The sequence below is a fragment of the Streptococcus sp. HMSC078H12 genome, assembly GCF_001814615.1.
Lineage (GTDB): Bacteria > Bacillota > Bacilli > Lactobacillales > Streptococcaceae > Streptococcus > Streptococcus salivarius_F.
The window spans coordinates 78,054-95,666 of sequence record NZ_KV817326.1 but is presented as its reverse complement, the minus strand read 5'-3'; the positions used below and the strand labels follow the sequence as shown (position 1 = coordinate 95,666).

Genomic DNA, 17,613 nt, shown 5'->3' with positions numbered 1-17,613 from the left:
GCTAGGCCTTAAAGGCTCTAGCTTATTTTACTTTAATGATGACAGCTTCAAGAATGATATCGGCTAACTCCTCAGGGGATTCGATACAGCCTTCTTTGAGCCATAGTGTTAAAATGGTAACAATAGTGCTAACATAAACTTCCAATGAATATTTGGCAGGGATATGATAGCTTTGTTCCATGAGCTCTGTAACATTTTCAATATCAGAGTTAAGGATAGTCTCGATAATGAATTCACGAATCATCTCATTGATGTTTGGAATGTGTGTCATCAAGGTGAGACAGAGTTTTTGATTTTCCTTAAGATATCGTAGCATTTCAGTGACAACACCTTCTTGGTAGGTCATGTCTTCCTGAAGAATACTTGAGATTTTATCTAAAATCTTTGAGAAGGTTGTTTCAACCAAATCTTCCTTATTTGAATAGTAGTAGTAGAAGGTCGGTCTGCTGAGATTTGCCTTCTTGATGATATCTGTGATGCTGATTTGTTCGAGTGAACTCTCCTCTAAGAGTTCAATAAATGCGTTGACAATTTTTCGTTCGGAAATAGTTGCTTCCTTGAGCATAAATAAACCCCTTTATATAAACATAATAATAATTCCACAACCTATATAATAACCTATTTTTGTTCTAGAAATCTTACAAGTCCTTTACAGTTGTAAGTGAAAAATACTGAAAGTCTCATTTTATCGGTATTTTAAACGAAAAAACTATTTTTCTAGACGTTTTTAAGAATCAACGTCTTATTTGTCAGTAGGGGCCATTTTTGCTATAATATAAGGTAAATCAACGTTATAGGAGAAATGAATTTATGAACACCGTCCTTTGGATTATTCTTGTTTTTGTAGCCCTTTTGGGTGGTTTTTATGGAGGCGCTTACTTTGCCCGCAAACAAATGGAGAAAGAATTGGCTGAAAATCCTCGTTTGAATGTGGACGCTGTTCGTACCATGATGTCAGCTGCGGGTCAAAAACCAAATGAAGCAAAAGTGCGTCAAACATATAACCAAATTATCAAACAACAAAAACAAGCACTTGCAGATAGCAAGAAAAAGAAAAAATAATGGTGGGGAGCTGGGACGTGAATCTCAGCTTTTTACATGTAACCTAGGGGATAAGGAGGCAAGATGGATAATCGACCTATAGGATTTTTAGATTCTGGTGTCGGAGGACTGACGGTGGTACGTGAACTTAAACGTCAGTTGCCTCACGAGTCTATTGTTTATATTGGTGACTCTGCTAGGGCACCGTATGGTCCTAGACCAGCAGAACAAATCAGAGAGTATACCTGGCAGTTGGTTAAATTCCTTCTGACCAAAGATGTAAAGATGATTGTTATTGCCTGTAATACGGCAACAGCAGTAGTTTGGGAGGAAATCAAAGGAGCCTTGGATATCCCAGTGCTAGGTGTGGTTTTGCCTGGTTCTAGTGCGGCTATTAAGTCTAGCCAATCGGGTCATATTGGTGTCATTGGGACTCCAATGACGATTGCCTCTAACATCTATGAACAAAAAATTAAGCATTTGGCACCACAAATGAATGTCTTGAGTTTATCTTGTCCTCGTTTTGCCCCTATTGTTGAATCCAATGAAATTAACTCAAGTGTGGCTAAAAAGATTGTTTATGCAAGCATGGCACCTTTAGTCGGTAAGGTAGATACCTTGGTTTTGGGTTGCACCCATTACCCACTTTTACGTCCTATCATCCAAAATGTTATGGGGCCAAGTGTCAAGCTAATTGATAGCGGAGCTGAAACAGTTCGTGATGTTTCTGTTTTGCTCAATTATTTTGAGATTAATCGTAGCCGTGAAGTCGAAGACAAGACGGAAGAATATTACACCACAGCTAGTGTGCTTGGTTTTAAAGAAATCGCAGAACAATGGCTGGGTGAAGAAGTTGCTGTCCAACATGTCGATTTGGACAAGGAGTTAGAAAATGACTAAATCAATTTTTGAATATAAAGACGAACAAGACTGGTATTTGGCTAGTTTTGGAAGCTACAATCACTTGACTTGTTTTGGTGGTGATGAGGCCTATGAGCAATTTGTTGACTTTTTCCAAGCCTTGACTAACGTTTTGGCTGTTAGTGGCTTTCAGTTACATATTGCGAAACATTCTTCAGACCTTCGCTTGGTATCCTTTATTTTGGATTGCTTGAAAGAGGAAACTGGTCGTGACTTAGCTGTTACGCAACATAAAGGGGCTTTGGTAGTTAGTGAAGGAGATAAGCTTGTCTATGTGCATGTGCCTAGAGAGGGTGTCGCCTTGAGTGATTTCTTTGGTTCTGATAACAAATCAGACTTTGGTGATGTCCTATTGATTGCGACACGCAATGAAGGAAAAACCAAGGAATTTCGTAAACTATTTGGAAAACTAGGCATTAAGGTGGAGAATCTTAATGATTATCCAGACCTTCCTGAAGTTGCTGAAACGGGTATGACCTTTGAAGAAAATGCACGCTTGAAGGCGGAAACCATTTCTGAATTAACTGGTAAAATGGTCCTTTCAGATGACTCTGGTTTGCAGGTAGATGTTCTTGGAGGCTTACCAGGAGTTTGGTCTGCACGCTTTGCAGGTCCTGATGCTACGGATGCTGAAAATAATGCTAAATTATTGCACGAGCTGGCTATGGTGCTTGATGATAGCAAACGTACTGCGAACTTCCATACAACCCTAGTTGTTGCGGCCCCTGGACGTGATAGTTTGGTTGTTGATGCCGACTGGAAGGGTTATATTGGCCGAGAACCTAAAGGTGACAATGGTTTTGGTTATGATCCACTCTTTTTAGTTGGTAATACGGGTAAAACGGCAGCAGAGCTTTCTGCAGAAGAGAAAAATGAACAATCTCACCGTGGACAAGCTGTTAAGAAACTTATGGAGGTCTTCCCAGCATGGCAGAACAAACAATAATCGTAATGAGCGACTCCCATGGAGAACGTGATATTGTAGTAGATATAAAAAATCGTTATCAAGGGAAGGTAGATGCTATTTTCCACAACGGAGATTCTGAGTTAGAATCAAGTGATCCTGTTTGGGACGGTATCCATGTGGTTCGTGGTAACTGTGATTATGATTCAGGTTATCCAGAACGTTTGGTCGTTAAACTTGGTGATGTGATTATTGCACAAACACATGGTCATCTTTATGGCATTAATTTTACCTGGGACAAGTTAGATCTTTGGGCGCAACAAGAGGATGCAGATATTTGTCTCTATGGACACTTGCATGCGGCAGCAGCTTGGCGAAATGGTAAGACAGTGTTTATCAACCCAGGTTCTGTTTCGCAGCCACGTGGTCCTATTCATGAGAAACTTTACGCTAAGGTGATTATAAACAGTGCAAAAATTCGTGTGGAATATTACACACGTGACCATGAACTTTATTCAGAACTTACACAGGAATTTGAACGATGATTGCTAAAGAATTTGAAGATTTTTTGTTGGCTCATTTAGATAATTATTTAATTCCATCAGATCAGGTTGCTATTTTTATTGATAGTCACAACGCTGATCATGTGGTCTTGCTTTTGACAAGCAATGGTTATTCGCGCGTTCCCGTTTTGACTAAGGATAAGCATTATCTTGGGACCATATCTTTGACAGATATTAAGCGTTATCAAGATGAACATAACTTGCAAGAGTGGGAGATGGTTAACCGTGATATCGGACCGATGACATCGGATGTCGTGGAAACAGTGGAAGATAATGCCAATCTAAATGAGGTAATGCATAAGCTAGTTAATAATCCTTTCCTTCCTGTGGTTGACAGCCAAGGTGTTTTCAAAGGAATTATCACACGAAAATCGATTCTAAAGGCGGTTAATAGCCTCTTACATGACTTTACACATGACTATATCATCATTCCAAAAACAACTGACAACTCAGATCACTGATTTTCTGGCTACTAAGGTCATTTCGGAGAATTCAAAGCAAGCTTATGCTTATGATCTTAAGCAGTTTGCAACGTCGATTTCAGGACAAATTGATCAAACCAGTCTTAAGCTCTATGAAAACCAACTGAAGGAATGGAAGCCATCTGTACAAAAGCGTAAGCGCTCTGCGGTCAATCAATTTTTGCTATACCTCTATCAAAAGGGTGAATTAGAGAAATTTTTCAAACTATCAGAGACGGTTACAATACCTTCTCAGGAGGATAAGTTGCAAATACTGGATCTTTCATCGCTTTATGAGGGGCGTGAAGGGGTTGGTAAGCTGGCTTGTCTGCTGATTCTAGAGTTGGGGCTCTTACCTTCAGAGATTTTGGAGTTGGACTGGGCCGATATTGACTTGGATTTTGGTGTTGTAACTGTGGCCAAGGGAAGCACTAAGCGTGTTCTCAGACTTGAAGCAGATGTGAAACAGTATTTGTTGGCTATTAAAGATGTGAACAGTCAGGGCTTGCTTTTGGGTAAGGTCTATACTCGACAATGGCTGTATAAGCAAATCCAGACTTATGTTAGTGACTGTGGCTTATCAAATGTAACCGCTCAAGTCTTGCGTCAGCAATTCATTCTTAGACAGATTGAAAAGGGAACGGGCGCCTTTGAACTTGCTCGTTTACTGGGACTAAAAAGTCCAGTGACCTTGGAGAAATACTATAAAACCTAATGGATATTAAGTTAAAAGATTTTGAGGGGCCACTGGATTTGTTGCTCCATCTAGTTTCTAAGTATGAGGTAGACATTTACGATGTTCCCATTGTTGAGGTTATCGAGCAATACTTGGCTTATTTGGCAACCTTGCAAGCCATGAAGCTTGAAGTTGCCGGGGAATATATGCTTATGGCTAGTCAGCTCATGCTGATTAAGAGTCGTAAGCTTCTGCCCACAGTGGTGGAAGCTGAGCCTGAAGCAGATGATCCAGAACTAGAGCTCTTGAGTCAATTGGAAGAATATGCACGCTTCAAAGCAGCTAGTCAAGAGTTGGCTAAGCAGCATGAGGTACGAGCTCAGTATTTTTCAAAACCAAAAGTTGAATTGGTTTATGAAGATGTGACGTTGAATCAGGATAAGACCATTCAAGACATTTTCTTGGCTTTTTCAAAAATCATGGCTGAAAAGCAGGAAGAAATTCGCCGAAATCACACGACCATTGCGCGTGACGATTATAAAATTGAAGACATGATGTTGATTATTGAGGAAGCATTTGGCCCCAAAAATGAGCTACATTTAGATGAACTTTTCACAGATGCTAAAGATATGAATCAAGTAATCACCCTCTTTTTGGCAACTCTTGAATTGATTAAGGTACATCGCATATCAGTACAGCAGGAAACAATTTTTGGTACAATCACACTAAGAAAGGAATGGACGAATGAGTAGTCACTTAGCACGATTAGAAGCTTTACTTTTTGTGGCTGGTGAAGATGGTCTTAGTCTACGTACTATGGCACAGCTTTTGGAAATGCCAGTGACGGGTCTGACTCAGTCCTTGGAGAAATTGCAAGCCAAGTACGCGGCAGATGAGGATTCAGCTCTTTGTTTATTGGAATCGTCAAATACCTATAAGCTGGTGACTAAGCCAGATTTTGCAAGTCTCCTTCGTGATTATTCCAAAACGCCTATTAACCAAAGTCTGTCTCGGGCGAGTCTCGAGGTACTTTCCATAATTGCTTATAAACAGCCTATTACTCGTGCTGAGGTAGATGACATTCGAGGCGTTAATTCTAGTGGCGCTATTGCTAAACTTCAGGCCTTCAATCTGATTCAAGAGGCTGGAAAGAAAGATGCTGTCGGTCGTCCCAACCTATATGCGACTACTGATTATTTCCTGGACTATATGGGCATTAACAGTTTAGATGAGCTTGTGGCTATTGATCAACTAGAACTTGAAGAGCAAGAAACGAGTCTCTTTAGGGAAGATACTTCAGAGAAGCTTGAGGATATGGACAATCAAGATTGAATCTTGTTGAAACTAATGATAAAAATAAAGAAACATAGCAGAGATGCTAGGTAGAAAGGATACAGTTCAAACTGTAGAAAAAGAATGCGAATTAATAAATATATTGCCCACGCTGGTGTGGCTAGCCGTCGTAAGGCTGAGGAACTTATTAAAGAAGGTCGTGTGACCCTAAATGGTAAGACTGTTACGGAATTGGCAACTATTGTCAAAAACGGTGATGTCGTTGAGGTAAATGGTAGCCCAATTTATAATGAAGAGAAGGTATATTATCTTCTTAATAAACCACGTGGAGTTATCTCTTCGGTATCCGATGAGAAAAATCGTAAAACTGTAATTGATCTTATGCCCCACGTTAAAGAACGTATCTATCCAGTTGGTCGTCTTGACTGGGATACGACGGGACTTCTTATTTTAACAAATGACGGTGATTTTACTGATAGGATGATTCACCCACGTAATGAGATTGACAAGGTTTATTTGGCGCGTGTTAAAGGTATTGCGACCAAGGAGAATCTTCGTCCTTTGACTCGTGGTGTAGTCATTGATGGCAAGAAAACCAAGCCAGCACGTTACAATATTATCAAAGTTGACCATGAAAAGAATCGTTCAGTCGTTGAATTGACAATTCATGAAGGGCGTAACCACCAGGTTAAGAAAATGTTTGAATCAGTGGGCTTGCTCGTTGATAAGTTGTCTCGTACACGTTTTGGGACCCTTGATTTGACAGGGCTTCGTCCAGGTGAATCACGCCGTCTAAATAAGAAAGAAATCAGCCAGCTTCATAACGCTGCTGTCAATAAGGTCAAATAATGAAAAGATTTCTGATTGCCTTGGTCAGGGCTTATCAGAGATGGATTTCTCCCCTATTTCCACCGTCTTGTCGTTTTCGTCCAACTTGTTCGGTTTATATGATCCAAGCAATAGAAAAGCACGGTTTAAAGGGGGTTCTTATGGGAATTGCCCGTATCTTAAGATGTCACCCTTTATCAGAGACTGGAGATGATCCAGTGCCAGATTATTTTAGTCTAAAACGTAATAAAACTCCTTTGGATAAATGAATCCAAAGGAGTTTTTCTATACTTAAGTTTTTGACCAAGTTTTTGGCAGGAAGAGGAGTAATAAAGGATAGATTTCCAAGCGTCCTGCAATCATAGCAAATCCCATGATAAGCTTAGATAAAGGACTGAAAATAGCAAAGCTATCAGTCGTTCCAAGTAATGGTCCAATGTTGTTAAAGGTTGAAGCAGCAGCACTTGTCACAATCAAGAGGTCTTGATTATCCAGTGACAAAACAGTGACTAAACTTAGTATAATGAGTACATATACAGCTAGGTATTTGAGAACACTGTGCTGCGTTTCTTTATCGAGAACACTTCCATTAATATGAAGTGACAGGATACGATTAGGATAGAGGCTAGCCAGGGTCTGATTTCGTGCAATCTTAGCAATAATCATAGCACGGATAACCTTGAAACCACCAGCTGTAGAACCTGCTGACCCTCCGATAAACATCAGGAGGAGTAGGATATACTGAGAAAAGAGTGGCCATTTGGTAATATCTGTCAGACCAAAACCGGTTGTTGTGATGATAGTTGACACTTCGAAAAATGAGTATTTGAAAGAGTCAGCCAAATTGTGGTAGATTCCAAAAATATTGAGGATAATTAAACCAGTTGAAATAGCCACAATCGCAAAGTAGGTACGTAGTTCTTCATCTTGGAAGAAAAACTTGATTTTGCGAAGGAGGATATAGAAATAAAGGTTGAAGTTAACCCCAAAGAGTAGGGTACCAACAGTAACCACATAGGTAATCAGATCGCTGTGGTAGTGGGCGATAGAGTCATTATAGACAGCAAATCCCCCAGTACCTGCGCCCCCCATAGCAGTGATGATACTATCAAAGATTGGCATACCGCAAAGCCAGAGAATAACAGCAAAAATAACGAACATGGTTAAATAGATGATGTAAAGAATTTGAGCTGTATTTTTGAGCTTGGCCACGACCTTACCAAAAACTGGACCAGGCACCTCTGCACGCATAACCTCATGGTGACCATTTTTACTGTTGTTCATGATGGCTAGGGCAAAGACCAATACCCCCATCCCTCCAATCAAGTGGGCGAAGCTTCGCCAGAAGAGGAGGGAGTGGGTAAGTACACCAGTATCTGTGAGAATAGTAGCCCCCGTGGTTGTAAAACCAGAGCTCATCTCGAAGAAGGCATCAATGACACTTGGAATCTGACCAGCAAAGACGAAGGGCAATCCTCCAAAGAAGGACCAGAGCACCCAACAGAGGGCTACAATAAGCATCCCTTCTTTGGTGTAAATATGGTAGTTCTTCGGTTTAAAGAGAGTACCAAGTACTCCGAGAAAGAGGAGAATCCCCATCGTACCCAAGATGCTGGCAAATACTTTGGCATTTTCTTGATAAATGAGGGCAACGATAAGTGGTACAACCAAGAGTGCCGCCTCAATAAGCAGGAGCTTGGCAATAAGAAAACGGACAATAGATCGATTCATGGCAGCTTACCTCTTCAACAAGTCGTAAATATGAGTTACATTTTGTAAGAGTGTAACGATCACGATTTTATCCCCAATAGCGAGTCTGTCTTCTCCCGTTGGGAAAATAGATTTTCCATTGCGAATAATAGCAGCGATAAGGACACCATTAGCAAATTCAAGATCAGAAAGCTTCTTCCCAGCAATTTTGTTATTCTCTTTGATTTGGAACTGCAGTGTTTCAATACGACCATTAGCCACGTGGTGAAGGGCATCAAGACTAGAATCCTTGGCATTATAACGCCCACGGACAAAGTGCATAACTGTATCAACAGCAATACTCTTTGGTGTGACAATTGTTGTTGTCTCACGTGTATCGATAATCTCTAAAAGACTGGTACGGTTGACTTTAGTAATATTCTTGTGAATACCAAGGCTTTCGAGGAACATAGAGGTGATGATATTTTCTTCATCTACTCCAGTTAGGGTAGCTACGGCATCATAACTGGCTGCACTTTCCTCGAGAAGAAGGTCTTTAGCAGTACCGTCACCTAAGATAACAGAAACTTCAGGGAAGACTTGACTAAAGGTTTGTGCACGGTCCATTTTTTGCTCAATCAATTTGACCTTAATACGATTGTTTTTCAAGATATTGAGCAAGTAGTAGGAGATACGTCCAGCACCAATCAACAAAAGTTTTTTGATACTTTTTGGCTTGATGTAACTGTGGAAAAGTGCCATATCAACACGTTTACCAGTGACATAAATTTTATCCCCAATTTGCATGGTAGCATTCCCATCTGGAATGATGAGTTCACCTTGACGGTCAATCGTACAAACGAGAATATTGCCGAATTTCTTACGGAATTGCTCCATTGTCATACCAGACAATTGGCTATTTTCAGTGACTTTAAATGCCATAAGAATAACGCGTCCGTTAGCAAAAGTTTCTACTGATAGGGCGTTTGGAAATTCAACTGTATTGGCAATATAGCGAGCTGTTAAAAGTTCAGGATTAACTACTAATGAGAATCCAAGAAAGTTCTTGTCTTTGAAATAAGCATTTGAGTATTCTGGGTTACGCACACGAACAATGGTTTCTTTGGCACCCATTTGTTTAGCCAGAACGGCTGAAATCATGTTTACTTCATCTTTATCAGTCATCGCGATAAAGACATCGCAGTTGTTAACCTCAGCTTGTTCCAGAATTTTAAAATTAGCCCCATTTCCAGCAAAGCCCATAACATCATAACGTTTGCTGAGGCGTTTGAGGACCTCTTCCTTTTCTTCAATTAAAATAACATCGTGCTTCTCTTCAACAAGAGAACGGCAGAGTGCGGTACCGACTTTACCGGCACCTACGACAATAATACGCATGAGTTACCTCCAAATAATCATTACTATGATACTCTATTTTAGCGGAAAAATCATCCTTTTCAGCTAGCTTTATCAACTATTCCTATTTAAGTGAATAAAGGTAAAATTTTTCTTTAAATAGTCTTGACTTTTAGACTAGAAGTGCTAAAATATATTCAAAGATTCGTTATTTTAAATCTAACCTGTCATGATTTAAGCTAATGAACGTCCACAACCATGTCGTCTGCTGAGCTTGACTCCGGGCGACATGGTATTTTTTATGTCTAGGAGAATTGAGATGTCACGTAATCATATTGTCTTGTTTGAACCTCGTATTCCACAAAACACCGGAAATATTGCACGTACCTGTGCAGCGACTAATAGCCCTCTTCATATCATCCGTCCTATGGGCTTTCCAATTGATGACAAGAAAATGAAGCGTGCAGGCCTTGACTACTGGGATAAACTTGACATCACCTACTATGACAATTTGGCTGATTTTATGTCTAAAAATCAAGATGGCCGTTTGCATTTAGTCACAAAGTTTGCAGATAAGACCTATTCAGACGAGAATTATGCTGATGGCGGGGACCACTATTTTATGTTTGGTCGTGAAGATACGGGTCTGCCTGAAGATTTTATGCGTGAGCATCCTGAAAAAGCTATTCGTATTCCGATGAATGACGAACATGTGCGTAGTCTAAATGTGTCTAATACTGTTTGTATGATTGTTTACGAAGCACTTCGTCAGCAACAGTTCGAGGGCTTGGAGCTGAGTCATCGTTATCAGCATGACAAGTTAAAATAGAGCGCTATTTTCTCTTTTAAGAATATCTATAGTCATTGACTATCAAGAGATTAGAAATCCATAATTTGAGAACCTTGTCACCAAGGTTTTTTTATGTTATTCTTAAAAGGTCTTCAGGGCAGGGTGAAACTCCCGACCGGCGGTGATTCTATAGATAAGTCCGCGAGCGCAAGCTGATGAGGTGTGATTCCTCAACCGACAGTATAGTCTGGATGGAAGAAGACCAGTCTTTTTGCGTAGGCTTTTTTGGCATAGGCAAATCCATTGGGAACTTCTTTCAAATTGTTAAAATTTGGAGGAATTTTTTTATGACAAACACACGTAAATTGGCTTACATTGCCATTTTATCCGCAGTTTCATTCTTGTTGCTTTATTTTTCATTTCCATTGATTCCAGCAGCAGACTTTTTGAAGGTTGATTTTTCAATCCTTCCTGTTCTTATTGCCTTGGTTATCTTTGATTTTAAGAGTGCCATTGGTGTTCTCTTGCTTCGTTCATTGTTGAAGCTTTTGCTAAACAATGGTGGTCCAGGATCAATGATTGGACTTCCTATGAATTTCGTTGCTCTAGGAGTCTTTGTTTGGAGCCTAAGCTATTTTTGGAAGAAAAATCAAACAAGCAAGAATTATATTCTTGGTTCTGTTGTAGGAACTGTCTTGCTTACAGTTGTTATGGTTATTCTTAACTATATTTATGCAGTACCACTCTATGCTAAATTTGCCAACTTCGATATTGCGCAATTCATAGGTCTCTATAAATACCTTTTCGCTATGGTAGTACCTTTCAATTTACTTGAAGGATTGATTTTTGCGGTAGCCTTTGCTCTGATTTATGCTCCACTTAAGTCTATTCTAGTAAAATTATAAATATGAAACACAAACACACACATTATATTTATGCTTCTTTTGCCTTATTGTTATTTGTTGCTCTCGGTTACATGGTTAAGTTCTACCCTGAAGCCTTGACAGGATTTGATAGCAACATTCAAACTTGGGTTCGAGGAGACTTACCAGCAGGATTAACACGCTTTTTTAAAACGATTACCATACTTGGGAATACGCCCGTACAGGCTATTATTGCAATCGTAGCAGTAATCTGGCTTTATCTACGTCAGTATAAAGCAGAAGCTATCTTTGTAGGTGCCAGTGGGCTTCTCGCTAGTATCTTGATTGTAAGTTTGAAGTATATTTACCAGCGTCAACGCCCATCAATTACGCATTTAGTGCATGCTAGTGGTTATTCTTTCCCTAGTGGTCACTCTTTGGGAACTTTTATGATTCTTGGAGCAATTGCCATTGTTCTTGCTCAGCGTTTGGTGAAAAAAGAATCTAAAATAGCAGTTTATGGTATTACTGGGCTTCTGATTTTCCTTGTTGGACTTTCGCGTATTTATGTGGGTGTTCATTATCCAACAGATGTTTTAGCTGGTTTTACCCTAGCCTTTGGTTTGCTCAATGCTATCTACCCAACTTATGACCGCATTCGCTTTGAATGGCGATTCCAAAGTAAACAGAAATAAAACAAACATGTAGTTTTTGAACTGCATGTTTTTTTGATGCAAAGGAAGGCCCTTCTTATATAAAATGTATAAAAATAGCTTTTTTTGACTATTATTCTGTTAAAATCATATTAACTGTATATTAATTATATTACAGTTATGATATAATATTTTTAAATTTTTGAAATAAAGGAGAGTCTCTTGAACATAAAAGACAGCATTGGACTAAGAATCAAAACTGAGCGTGAACGTCAGCAGATGTCACGTGAAGTGCTATGTTTAGATGGTGCGGAATTAACTGTGCGTCAGTTAATTCGTATTGAAAAAGGGGAGTCACTCCCGTCTTTGGATAAATTATCTTATATTGCAAAACGTCTAGGAAAAAATATGGCTGATTTATTGGATCATGACAATATTACCATTCCTGACGAATATTATGAGATGAAGAATCGTTTGATTAAGTTTCCAACGTACAGAAATCCAGAAAGAATAAAGGCTAAACTTGCCTTAATTGAGGAAGTCTATGAGAAATTTTTTGAACTTCTTCCAGAAGAAGAGTTGTTAACTCTAGATATTTTGGAAAATATTTTGAGTTTTACTAGTTGGGAGGAGAGCCCAAAGGTTGAAGAAATATATGAAGACTTGTTTGAACAAGTCAAAAGGAAGAAGAAATTCTCAACTAACGATTTATTAGTTATTGACTATTATTTCTTCCATCTCTATGGAAGAAAACAGTTTGACAAAAAACTTTTTGAAAGGATTGTAAAGAGAGTATTAAATCAGGAAATTTGGACAGACGATGTCTATAATATTGTTTTATTTAATGATTTGATGGCTATCGCTGCTTTGAAGATTTTTCACAATTCCTTTTCAGACTTCTTAACAGTTGTGGATAAAGCATTAGCCGTTATAGAAAAATCACAATTCTATAGCTATAAACCTAGTGTTTTTGTTCTCAAAGCTAAATATGAACTTCTGCATAAGGGAAATAAGAAAAAGGCTGCAGAAAATTACGATAAGGCCATAATGTTTGCTTCCGTTTTAGAAGACTCGGTTTTAGAAGAAAGTATAAGAGCAGGGAAAGCGGCAGATGGTTTATAGAAATGGTGGTGACATAAATGTCACTACTTTTTTAATGGTTAAATGTTTACTATAGAAACATAAATAACAGTTAAAAGGAGTTTTATTTTGAAAAAACTAAAATTATTTACACTATTCTCACTACTTATCACTATCTTGCCTTATTTCACAGGTTGTCTTTAATAAGGAGTCACCATGTCAAAATATCCATATATTTCACAGGTTGATCAGCGTGATTGTGGTGTCGCTGCCTTGGCCATGATTCTTAAACACTATGGTTCATCTTATAGTTTAGCTTATTTGCGGGAGTTGGCTCAGACTTCTCGTGAAGGCACTTCTGCGCTTGGTTTGGTTGAAGCGGCCAAGCAGTTGGGCCTTGAAACTCAGGCCATTCGTGCGGATTTAGACCTGTTTAAACAAGAAAACCTATCTTATCCTTTTATTGCACATGTGGTTAAAGAAGGTGGATTGCAACATTATTATACGGTGTTTGGTCAAATCAAGGGGAAGCTTGTTATTGGTGATCCAGATCCTAGCAAGAAGGTCATTAAAATCCCCTTAGAGGAGTTTGCCAAAGAGTGGACGGGAGTTGCTCTCTTTTTTGTTCCAGGAGAAACCTACACTAAATACAAAGAAGATGTGCCTGGGCTTCTTTCATTTTTACCGATTTTGTTTCGTCGTAAGGGTTTGATTGCAGTTATTGTCTTGTTAAGTTTTCTAGTGACCCTTGTTAATATTATTGGTTCTTATTATTTGCAATCTATTATTGACCGCTTGATTCCTCAGGAGGCCTATACTCTTCTGATCATGATTTCGCTAGGCCTATGTATCTCTTATCTAGCTCAACAAGTATTTACTTTTTTCAAAGATTATCTTCTACATCGATTGGGGAATTACTTGTCCATTGCTGTCATTCTTCCTTATATTAAGCATGTCCTTTCCTTGCCTATTAGTTTCTTTAGTTCACGTCGCACTGGTGAAATCACGTCACGTTTTGGAGATGCCAACACTATTATCGATGCTCTAGCTTCAACGATTTTATCGATTTTCCTAGATGTGACCATTGTGATGACTTTAGCTGTGGCCCTTATTTTACAAAATCAGTCACTTTTTGTGATGACTCTCACGGTAGTTCCTCTTTATGTGTTAATCATTTTGGCATTCTATAAGCTTTTTGAAAAGGAAAATTATCAATTGATGGAGGCAAATAGTCAGGTTAATACCGCTGTTATTGATGATTTGCGAGGCATTGAAACCTTAAAATCCTTGAGAGTTGAAGAAAGACGCTATCAGGAAATTGAGGTGAAATTCCATGACTATTTGAAGAAGTCTTTGTCTAAGGCCAAGTGGCAATTAACACAGGATGGTTTAAAGACAGGGGTTCAGTTAGTTTCCAATGTCTTTATCCTCTGGTATGGGGCACAATTGGTCATGGAAGGACAGCTATCTGCAGGTCAGTTGATTACCTATAATATGTTGCTGAATTATTTTACAACTCCTTTAATTAATATTATCAATCTCCAATCCAAAATCCAGCAAGCCAAAGTAGCCAATAATCGTCTTCAAGAAGTTTATGTTGTGGATAAGGAAGAAAAAGGAAAACTTAAAGAGTTATCCTTTAAACAACTTGCTCTTAAGGGTGTCAGTCACCGTTTTAGTTATCAGCAAGAGACGCTTAGTAAGATTGATTTAACGATTCATAAGGGTGAGAAAATCGCCCTCATGGGTAAAAGTGGATCTGGGAAAACGACCTTAGCGAAAATGTTGTCAGGTTATTACACAAAATCTAGTGGTCATGTAACCCTAGATAAAGATGCTATTAGCCATGCGGAGCTGCGTCAAATGGTGACTTACGTTCCCCAGCAGACCTATGTGTTTACAGGAACCATTTTAGAAAATCTGCTATTAGGATATGAAGGAGAAGTTGACGAGAAAAAGCTTCTTAAAGTTTGCCAACAAGCTGATATCTTAGAGGATATTCAAAAAATGCCACTAGGTTTTCAGACCCAAGTATCTGAGGATGGTGGTCTATCTGGTGGTCAAAAACAACGCTTAGCGATAGCGAGGGCCCTCTTATCCAAGCAGCCTATCTTGATTTTTGACGAAGCTACCAGTGGTCTCGATAGTGATACTGAAAGCAGGGTTATGGCTAATCTTGCTAAGATTAAACGAACAATGATTTTTATTGCTCACCGCAATAGTGTCCGTCAACATGTCAGTCGTGTGGTGACTATGGTGAGTGGCCAGATTGAGTCGGACAGTCCTAATTTCAATCCATTCCAGTTTATTTAAAATAATCTTCCTATTATATATGTAGAATTATATATGTAGAAAACTTAAGTAGTCTAAATATTCACATCTTGCACCTATCTCCTTAATATAGTATACTGGTAGCATACTATTAAGAGGTGTAAACATGTTAGAGGCATATAAAAATTTTTGGTTAGGCTATCTCGATTTTTATGGTCGTACAAAACGACCAGACTATTGGTGGGTTGTCTTGATTAATGGAATTATCGGTAGTTTGATTTTCCTACTGATGGACTTACTTGGGGAAACAAGAGCTGCTGGCTTTACATTGACAGCTTTCATTCTATTTATAGCAGCAACGGCGCTTCCTACAATTTCTATTCAGATTCGTCGTCTGCGTGATGCCAATTTCAATGTTGCTTGGATTGTATTAAAAGCAACTCCATTAACAGTAGCTCTTTGGGTGATGTATGCCTTTCCCACAAGAGATTCAAAATAACTCCAATATAAAAAGGGTGAAACTAGTTAATCTAGTTCCACTCTTTTTTCTTATAAAATAAAGCTACCTAAGAGGCTAACCAAGGTGAAGCTGATAGTTGCATAAAATACAGCGAGACGGGTTGCCTGGATAGGCTTATAAAGTCTAATAAGTGTTAGGACACACCAAATAAAGAGTACTGTGACAAACCAACCTGATAGTAAGCGGCGTGGCGTCACACCATAGAGTGCCATATAAACGCCAAGGAGTTTCCAGCCAGCGATAAGGGCAAAGAGACTAGCAAAAGTAAAGAGTAGGGTACTTAACAAACGAAGCCCTTTGTGAGTGAAGAAGTTTTCTTTAGAAAAAATGTAAAGTCCAGCTAGGATTCCTAAGTTGAGGGTAGAAACTCGAACCAATTGCCAGAAGCCTTGAACCGCAATATGTGAGGCCTGATGAGCTGGAATGCTGGCTTGGTTGAGAGAAAGGAGTTCTCCCATTTGACTAGTGGCAGTTAATATGAATAGGGCGTAAGTGAAACAGAGGCTTCCGAGTACGATATAAGCTGCTACTTTTGGAAATTGACGGGTTGTTTTAAGATGGCCTTCAAATTGTTTTTGACTAAGTGGCTTTTCTTTTGCCAAATAGGTTGCAATGAGTTGAGCAAAAAGTCCTAGAGCCAGAGGGATACTGCTTATTAAACGAGAGAACAATAATCCGTTGTCCTTGAAGGTGAGGGTGAAATCAAGTAGAGAAGTTAGTGTCTGGAAGAACTGTCGCCAAAGTTGTCCGAAAGCAGGTAAGACCTGACTAAGCTGACTAGCAGCGAATACAGTTAGTACCAAGGCAATCATGATACTAATGAGAATCATCCATTTGTGGTTCTTGATTACGTGTTTTTCTTCTTCGGAGAGTTCTTGTTTAGGTGCTGTTTTATATAGGAGTGTCCAGGCTCCGATAAAGAAATATTTTAGCGGGAAGATGCAGCTGGTGTATATGAGGTCTAGCCAAACCATAATTCCCAAACGGTCTTGACTACTTTGTCCAGTGCGTGCCATTAAGTAAAGGAGGATACTCGCATGAAGGCAAAGAATCTGAGCGCTCCCCCAGTTGTCGTGCAGGCCCCAGAGACTAATTTGCAAGCCTTGGAGGAGACTAGTGACCATAAATATTCCCGATTCAAGTCTCATTCCCTTCGCTTTTCCACCTAATAGGCGACAGCCCAGTTCAATCGTACTGATCAAGACAAGGGTTGCTGGAAAGGCAAAGGAAAAATGGGTCAAGTAAGTGACATACAGGAAGCAGGCCACGAGACAGGCGACAAACATTCCCTTAATTTTCCAAATGTCTTTTGGTGAAAAATGTTCCAAGAGTTTCTTGGTTTTGGTTTGAAGACTAGTCTTTTCGTCGGAATATTCCTGGGAGACTAGCTGTAAATCAGTAGTGTAGTTATTTGTTTCCATCATAATTCTCCTTTTGGATTTTAGTCCAAAAAAGACTTTATCATAAAAAACGTTTGACTTTGTTACCAAACTGTAAAATTACTAAAAATAGGTCTATGGACTTAGGTCTGGAGAATGAGTTGGAAAAATAGGCGAGAAAAAAATATTATGCTCACATTGAATGATAGATTGTACGGGCTATATTGTCAGAAACTGTCAAATACTAAAGATAGCTTTTTATAGATTAACTGTTTATTTATCTGGGATTAAACAGAGGACTCCTATTGAGAATTACCAAATGTAA

20 protein-coding genes and 1 riboswitch are annotated in these 17,613 nt (G+C 39.1%); of the genes, 16 read left to right on the top strand and 4 right to left on the bottom strand.

What is annotated here, in order from left to right; all coding sequences use genetic code 11:
- Positions 1-22: 22 nt before the first annotated feature.
- Positions 23-565, bottom strand: coding sequence for a TetR/AcrR family transcriptional regulator (locus HMPREF2979_RS05930; protein WP_002883702.1), 543 nt, complete (start codon positions 563-565; stop codon positions 23-25).
- 245 nt (positions 566-810) lie between these two features.
- On the opposite strand from HMPREF2979_RS05930, the gene HMPREF2979_RS05925 reads away from it, so the two are divergent.
- The 10 genes from HMPREF2979_RS05925 (at position 811) to yidD (ending at position 6,956) form a co-directional block, all read left to right on the top strand.
- The gene (locus tag HMPREF2979_RS05925; protein ID WP_002883695.1) at positions 811-1,062 is read left to right on the top strand and encodes a YneF family protein; all 252 of its coding nucleotides are present in this window, start codon (positions 811-813) and stop codon (positions 1,060-1,062) included.
- Between the two features lie 63 nt (positions 1,063-1,125).
- Positions 1,126-1,941 carry a glutamate racemase gene (racE, locus tag HMPREF2979_RS05920; protein WP_070655629.1) on the top strand — a complete coding sequence of 272 codons (816 nt, stop codon included), beginning with the start codon at positions 1,126-1,128 and terminating at the stop codon, positions 1,939-1,941.
- Positions 1,934-2,908, top strand: coding sequence for a nucleoside-triphosphate diphosphatase (locus HMPREF2979_RS05915; RefSeq protein ID WP_070655628.1), 975 nt, complete (start codon positions 1,934-1,936; stop codon positions 2,906-2,908). Before racE ends, HMPREF2979_RS05915 begins: the two co-directional genes overlap by 8 nt.
- On the top strand, positions 2,890-3,411 hold the full coding sequence (locus HMPREF2979_RS05910; RefSeq protein ID WP_014633871.1) for a metallophosphoesterase: 522 nt from the start codon (positions 2,890-2,892) through the stop codon (positions 3,409-3,411). Before HMPREF2979_RS05915 ends, HMPREF2979_RS05910 begins: the two co-directional genes overlap by 19 nt.
- On the top strand, positions 3,408-3,890 hold the full coding sequence (cbpB, locus tag HMPREF2979_RS05905) for a cyclic-di-AMP-binding protein CbpB (RefSeq protein WP_070655626.1): 483 nt from the start codon (positions 3,408-3,410) through the stop codon (positions 3,888-3,890). The genes HMPREF2979_RS05910 and cbpB overlap by 4 nt, the downstream gene beginning before the upstream one ends.
- Positions 3,844-4,605 carry a site-specific tyrosine recombinase XerD gene (xerD, locus tag HMPREF2979_RS05900; RefSeq protein WP_070655624.1) on the top strand — a complete coding sequence of 254 codons (762 nt, stop codon included), beginning with the start codon at positions 3,844-3,846 and terminating at the stop codon, positions 4,603-4,605. The genes cbpB and xerD overlap by 47 nt, the downstream gene beginning before the upstream one ends.
- On the top strand, positions 4,605-5,318 hold the full coding sequence (locus tag HMPREF2979_RS05895; RefSeq protein WP_070655622.1) for a segregation/condensation protein A: 714 nt from the start codon (positions 4,605-4,607) through the stop codon (positions 5,316-5,318). The genes xerD and HMPREF2979_RS05895 overlap by 1 nt, the downstream gene beginning before the upstream one ends.
- Positions 5,311-5,898 (top strand): SMC-Scp complex subunit ScpB, encoded by a 588-nt coding sequence (scpB, locus tag HMPREF2979_RS05890; protein WP_070655620.1) that lies wholly within the window; start codon positions 5,311-5,313, stop codon positions 5,896-5,898. Before HMPREF2979_RS05895 ends, scpB begins: the two co-directional genes overlap by 8 nt.
- An 84-nt stretch (positions 5,899-5,982) precedes the next feature.
- On the top strand, positions 5,983-6,708 hold the full coding sequence (locus HMPREF2979_RS05885) for a pseudouridine synthase (RefSeq protein WP_070655618.1): 726 nt from the start codon (positions 5,983-5,985) through the stop codon (positions 6,706-6,708).
- Complete coding sequence (yidD, locus tag HMPREF2979_RS05880) at positions 6,708-6,956, top strand: membrane protein insertion efficiency factor YidD (protein ID WP_013990033.1); 249 nt, start codon at positions 6,708-6,710, stop codon at positions 6,954-6,956. The genes HMPREF2979_RS05885 and yidD overlap by 1 nt, the downstream gene beginning before the upstream one ends.
- A gap of 22 nt (positions 6,957-6,978) precedes the next feature.
- On the opposite strand, the gene HMPREF2979_RS05875 is transcribed toward yidD, so the two are convergent.
- Together HMPREF2979_RS05875 and trkA are read right to left on the bottom strand one after the other, a co-directional pair.
- The gene (locus HMPREF2979_RS05875) at positions 6,979-8,418 is read right to left on the bottom strand and encodes a TrkH family potassium uptake protein (protein ID WP_070655616.1); all 1,440 of its coding nucleotides are present in this window, start codon (positions 8,416-8,418) and stop codon (positions 6,979-6,981) included.
- Positions 8,419-8,424: 6 nt separating this feature from the next.
- The gene (trkA, locus tag HMPREF2979_RS05870) at positions 8,425-9,774 is read right to left on the bottom strand and encodes a Trk system potassium transporter TrkA (RefSeq protein WP_070655614.1); all 1,350 of its coding nucleotides are present in this window, start codon (positions 9,772-9,774) and stop codon (positions 8,425-8,427) included.
- Positions 9,775-10,051: 277 nt separating this feature from the next.
- Between trkA and HMPREF2979_RS05865 the strand changes: the two genes are divergently transcribed.
- The 6 genes from HMPREF2979_RS05865 (at position 10,052) to HMPREF2979_RS05840 (ending at position 15,888) form a co-directional block, all read left to right on the top strand.
- Positions 10,052-10,561 (top strand): tRNA (cytidine(34)-2'-O)-methyltransferase, encoded by a 510-nt coding sequence (locus HMPREF2979_RS05865; RefSeq protein WP_070655612.1) that lies wholly within the window; start codon positions 10,052-10,054, stop codon positions 10,559-10,561.
- Between the two features lie 105 nt (positions 10,562-10,666).
- A riboswitch (FMN riboswitch) is annotated at positions 10,667-10,789 on the top strand.
- A gap of 80 nt (positions 10,790-10,869) precedes the next feature.
- Positions 10,870-11,427, top strand: coding sequence for an ECF transporter S component (locus tag HMPREF2979_RS05860; protein ID WP_070655610.1), 558 nt, complete (start codon positions 10,870-10,872; stop codon positions 11,425-11,427).
- Between the two features lie 2 nt (positions 11,428-11,429).
- The gene (locus HMPREF2979_RS05855; RefSeq protein WP_070655608.1) at positions 11,430-12,080 is read left to right on the top strand and encodes a phosphatase PAP2 family protein; all 651 of its coding nucleotides are present in this window, start codon (positions 11,430-11,432) and stop codon (positions 12,078-12,080) included.
- A gap of 180 nt (positions 12,081-12,260) precedes the next feature.
- Positions 12,261-13,160: a helix-turn-helix transcriptional regulator gene (locus HMPREF2979_RS05850; RefSeq protein WP_070655607.1), complete on the top strand. Its 900-nt coding sequence runs from the start codon at positions 12,261-12,263 to the stop codon at positions 13,158-13,160.
- 174 nt (positions 13,161-13,334) lie between these two features.
- A complete protein-coding gene (locus HMPREF2979_RS05845) occupies positions 13,335-15,431 on the top strand; it encodes a peptide cleavage/export ABC transporter (RefSeq protein ID WP_070655605.1) in 2,097 nt (698 codons plus the stop codon).
- A gap of 124 nt (positions 15,432-15,555) precedes the next feature.
- The gene (locus HMPREF2979_RS05840; protein WP_060972183.1) at positions 15,556-15,888 is read left to right on the top strand and encodes a DUF805 domain-containing protein; all 333 of its coding nucleotides are present in this window, start codon (positions 15,556-15,558) and stop codon (positions 15,886-15,888) included.
- Positions 15,889-15,938: 50 nt separating this feature from the next.
- Here HMPREF2979_RS05840 and HMPREF2979_RS05835 read toward each other — a convergent pair whose 3' ends face one another.
- On the bottom strand, positions 15,939-17,333 hold the full coding sequence (locus tag HMPREF2979_RS05835; protein WP_261787296.1) for a DUF4153 domain-containing protein: 1,395 nt from the start codon (positions 17,331-17,333) through the stop codon (positions 15,939-15,941).
- Between the last annotated feature and the right edge of the window lie 280 nt (positions 17,334-17,613).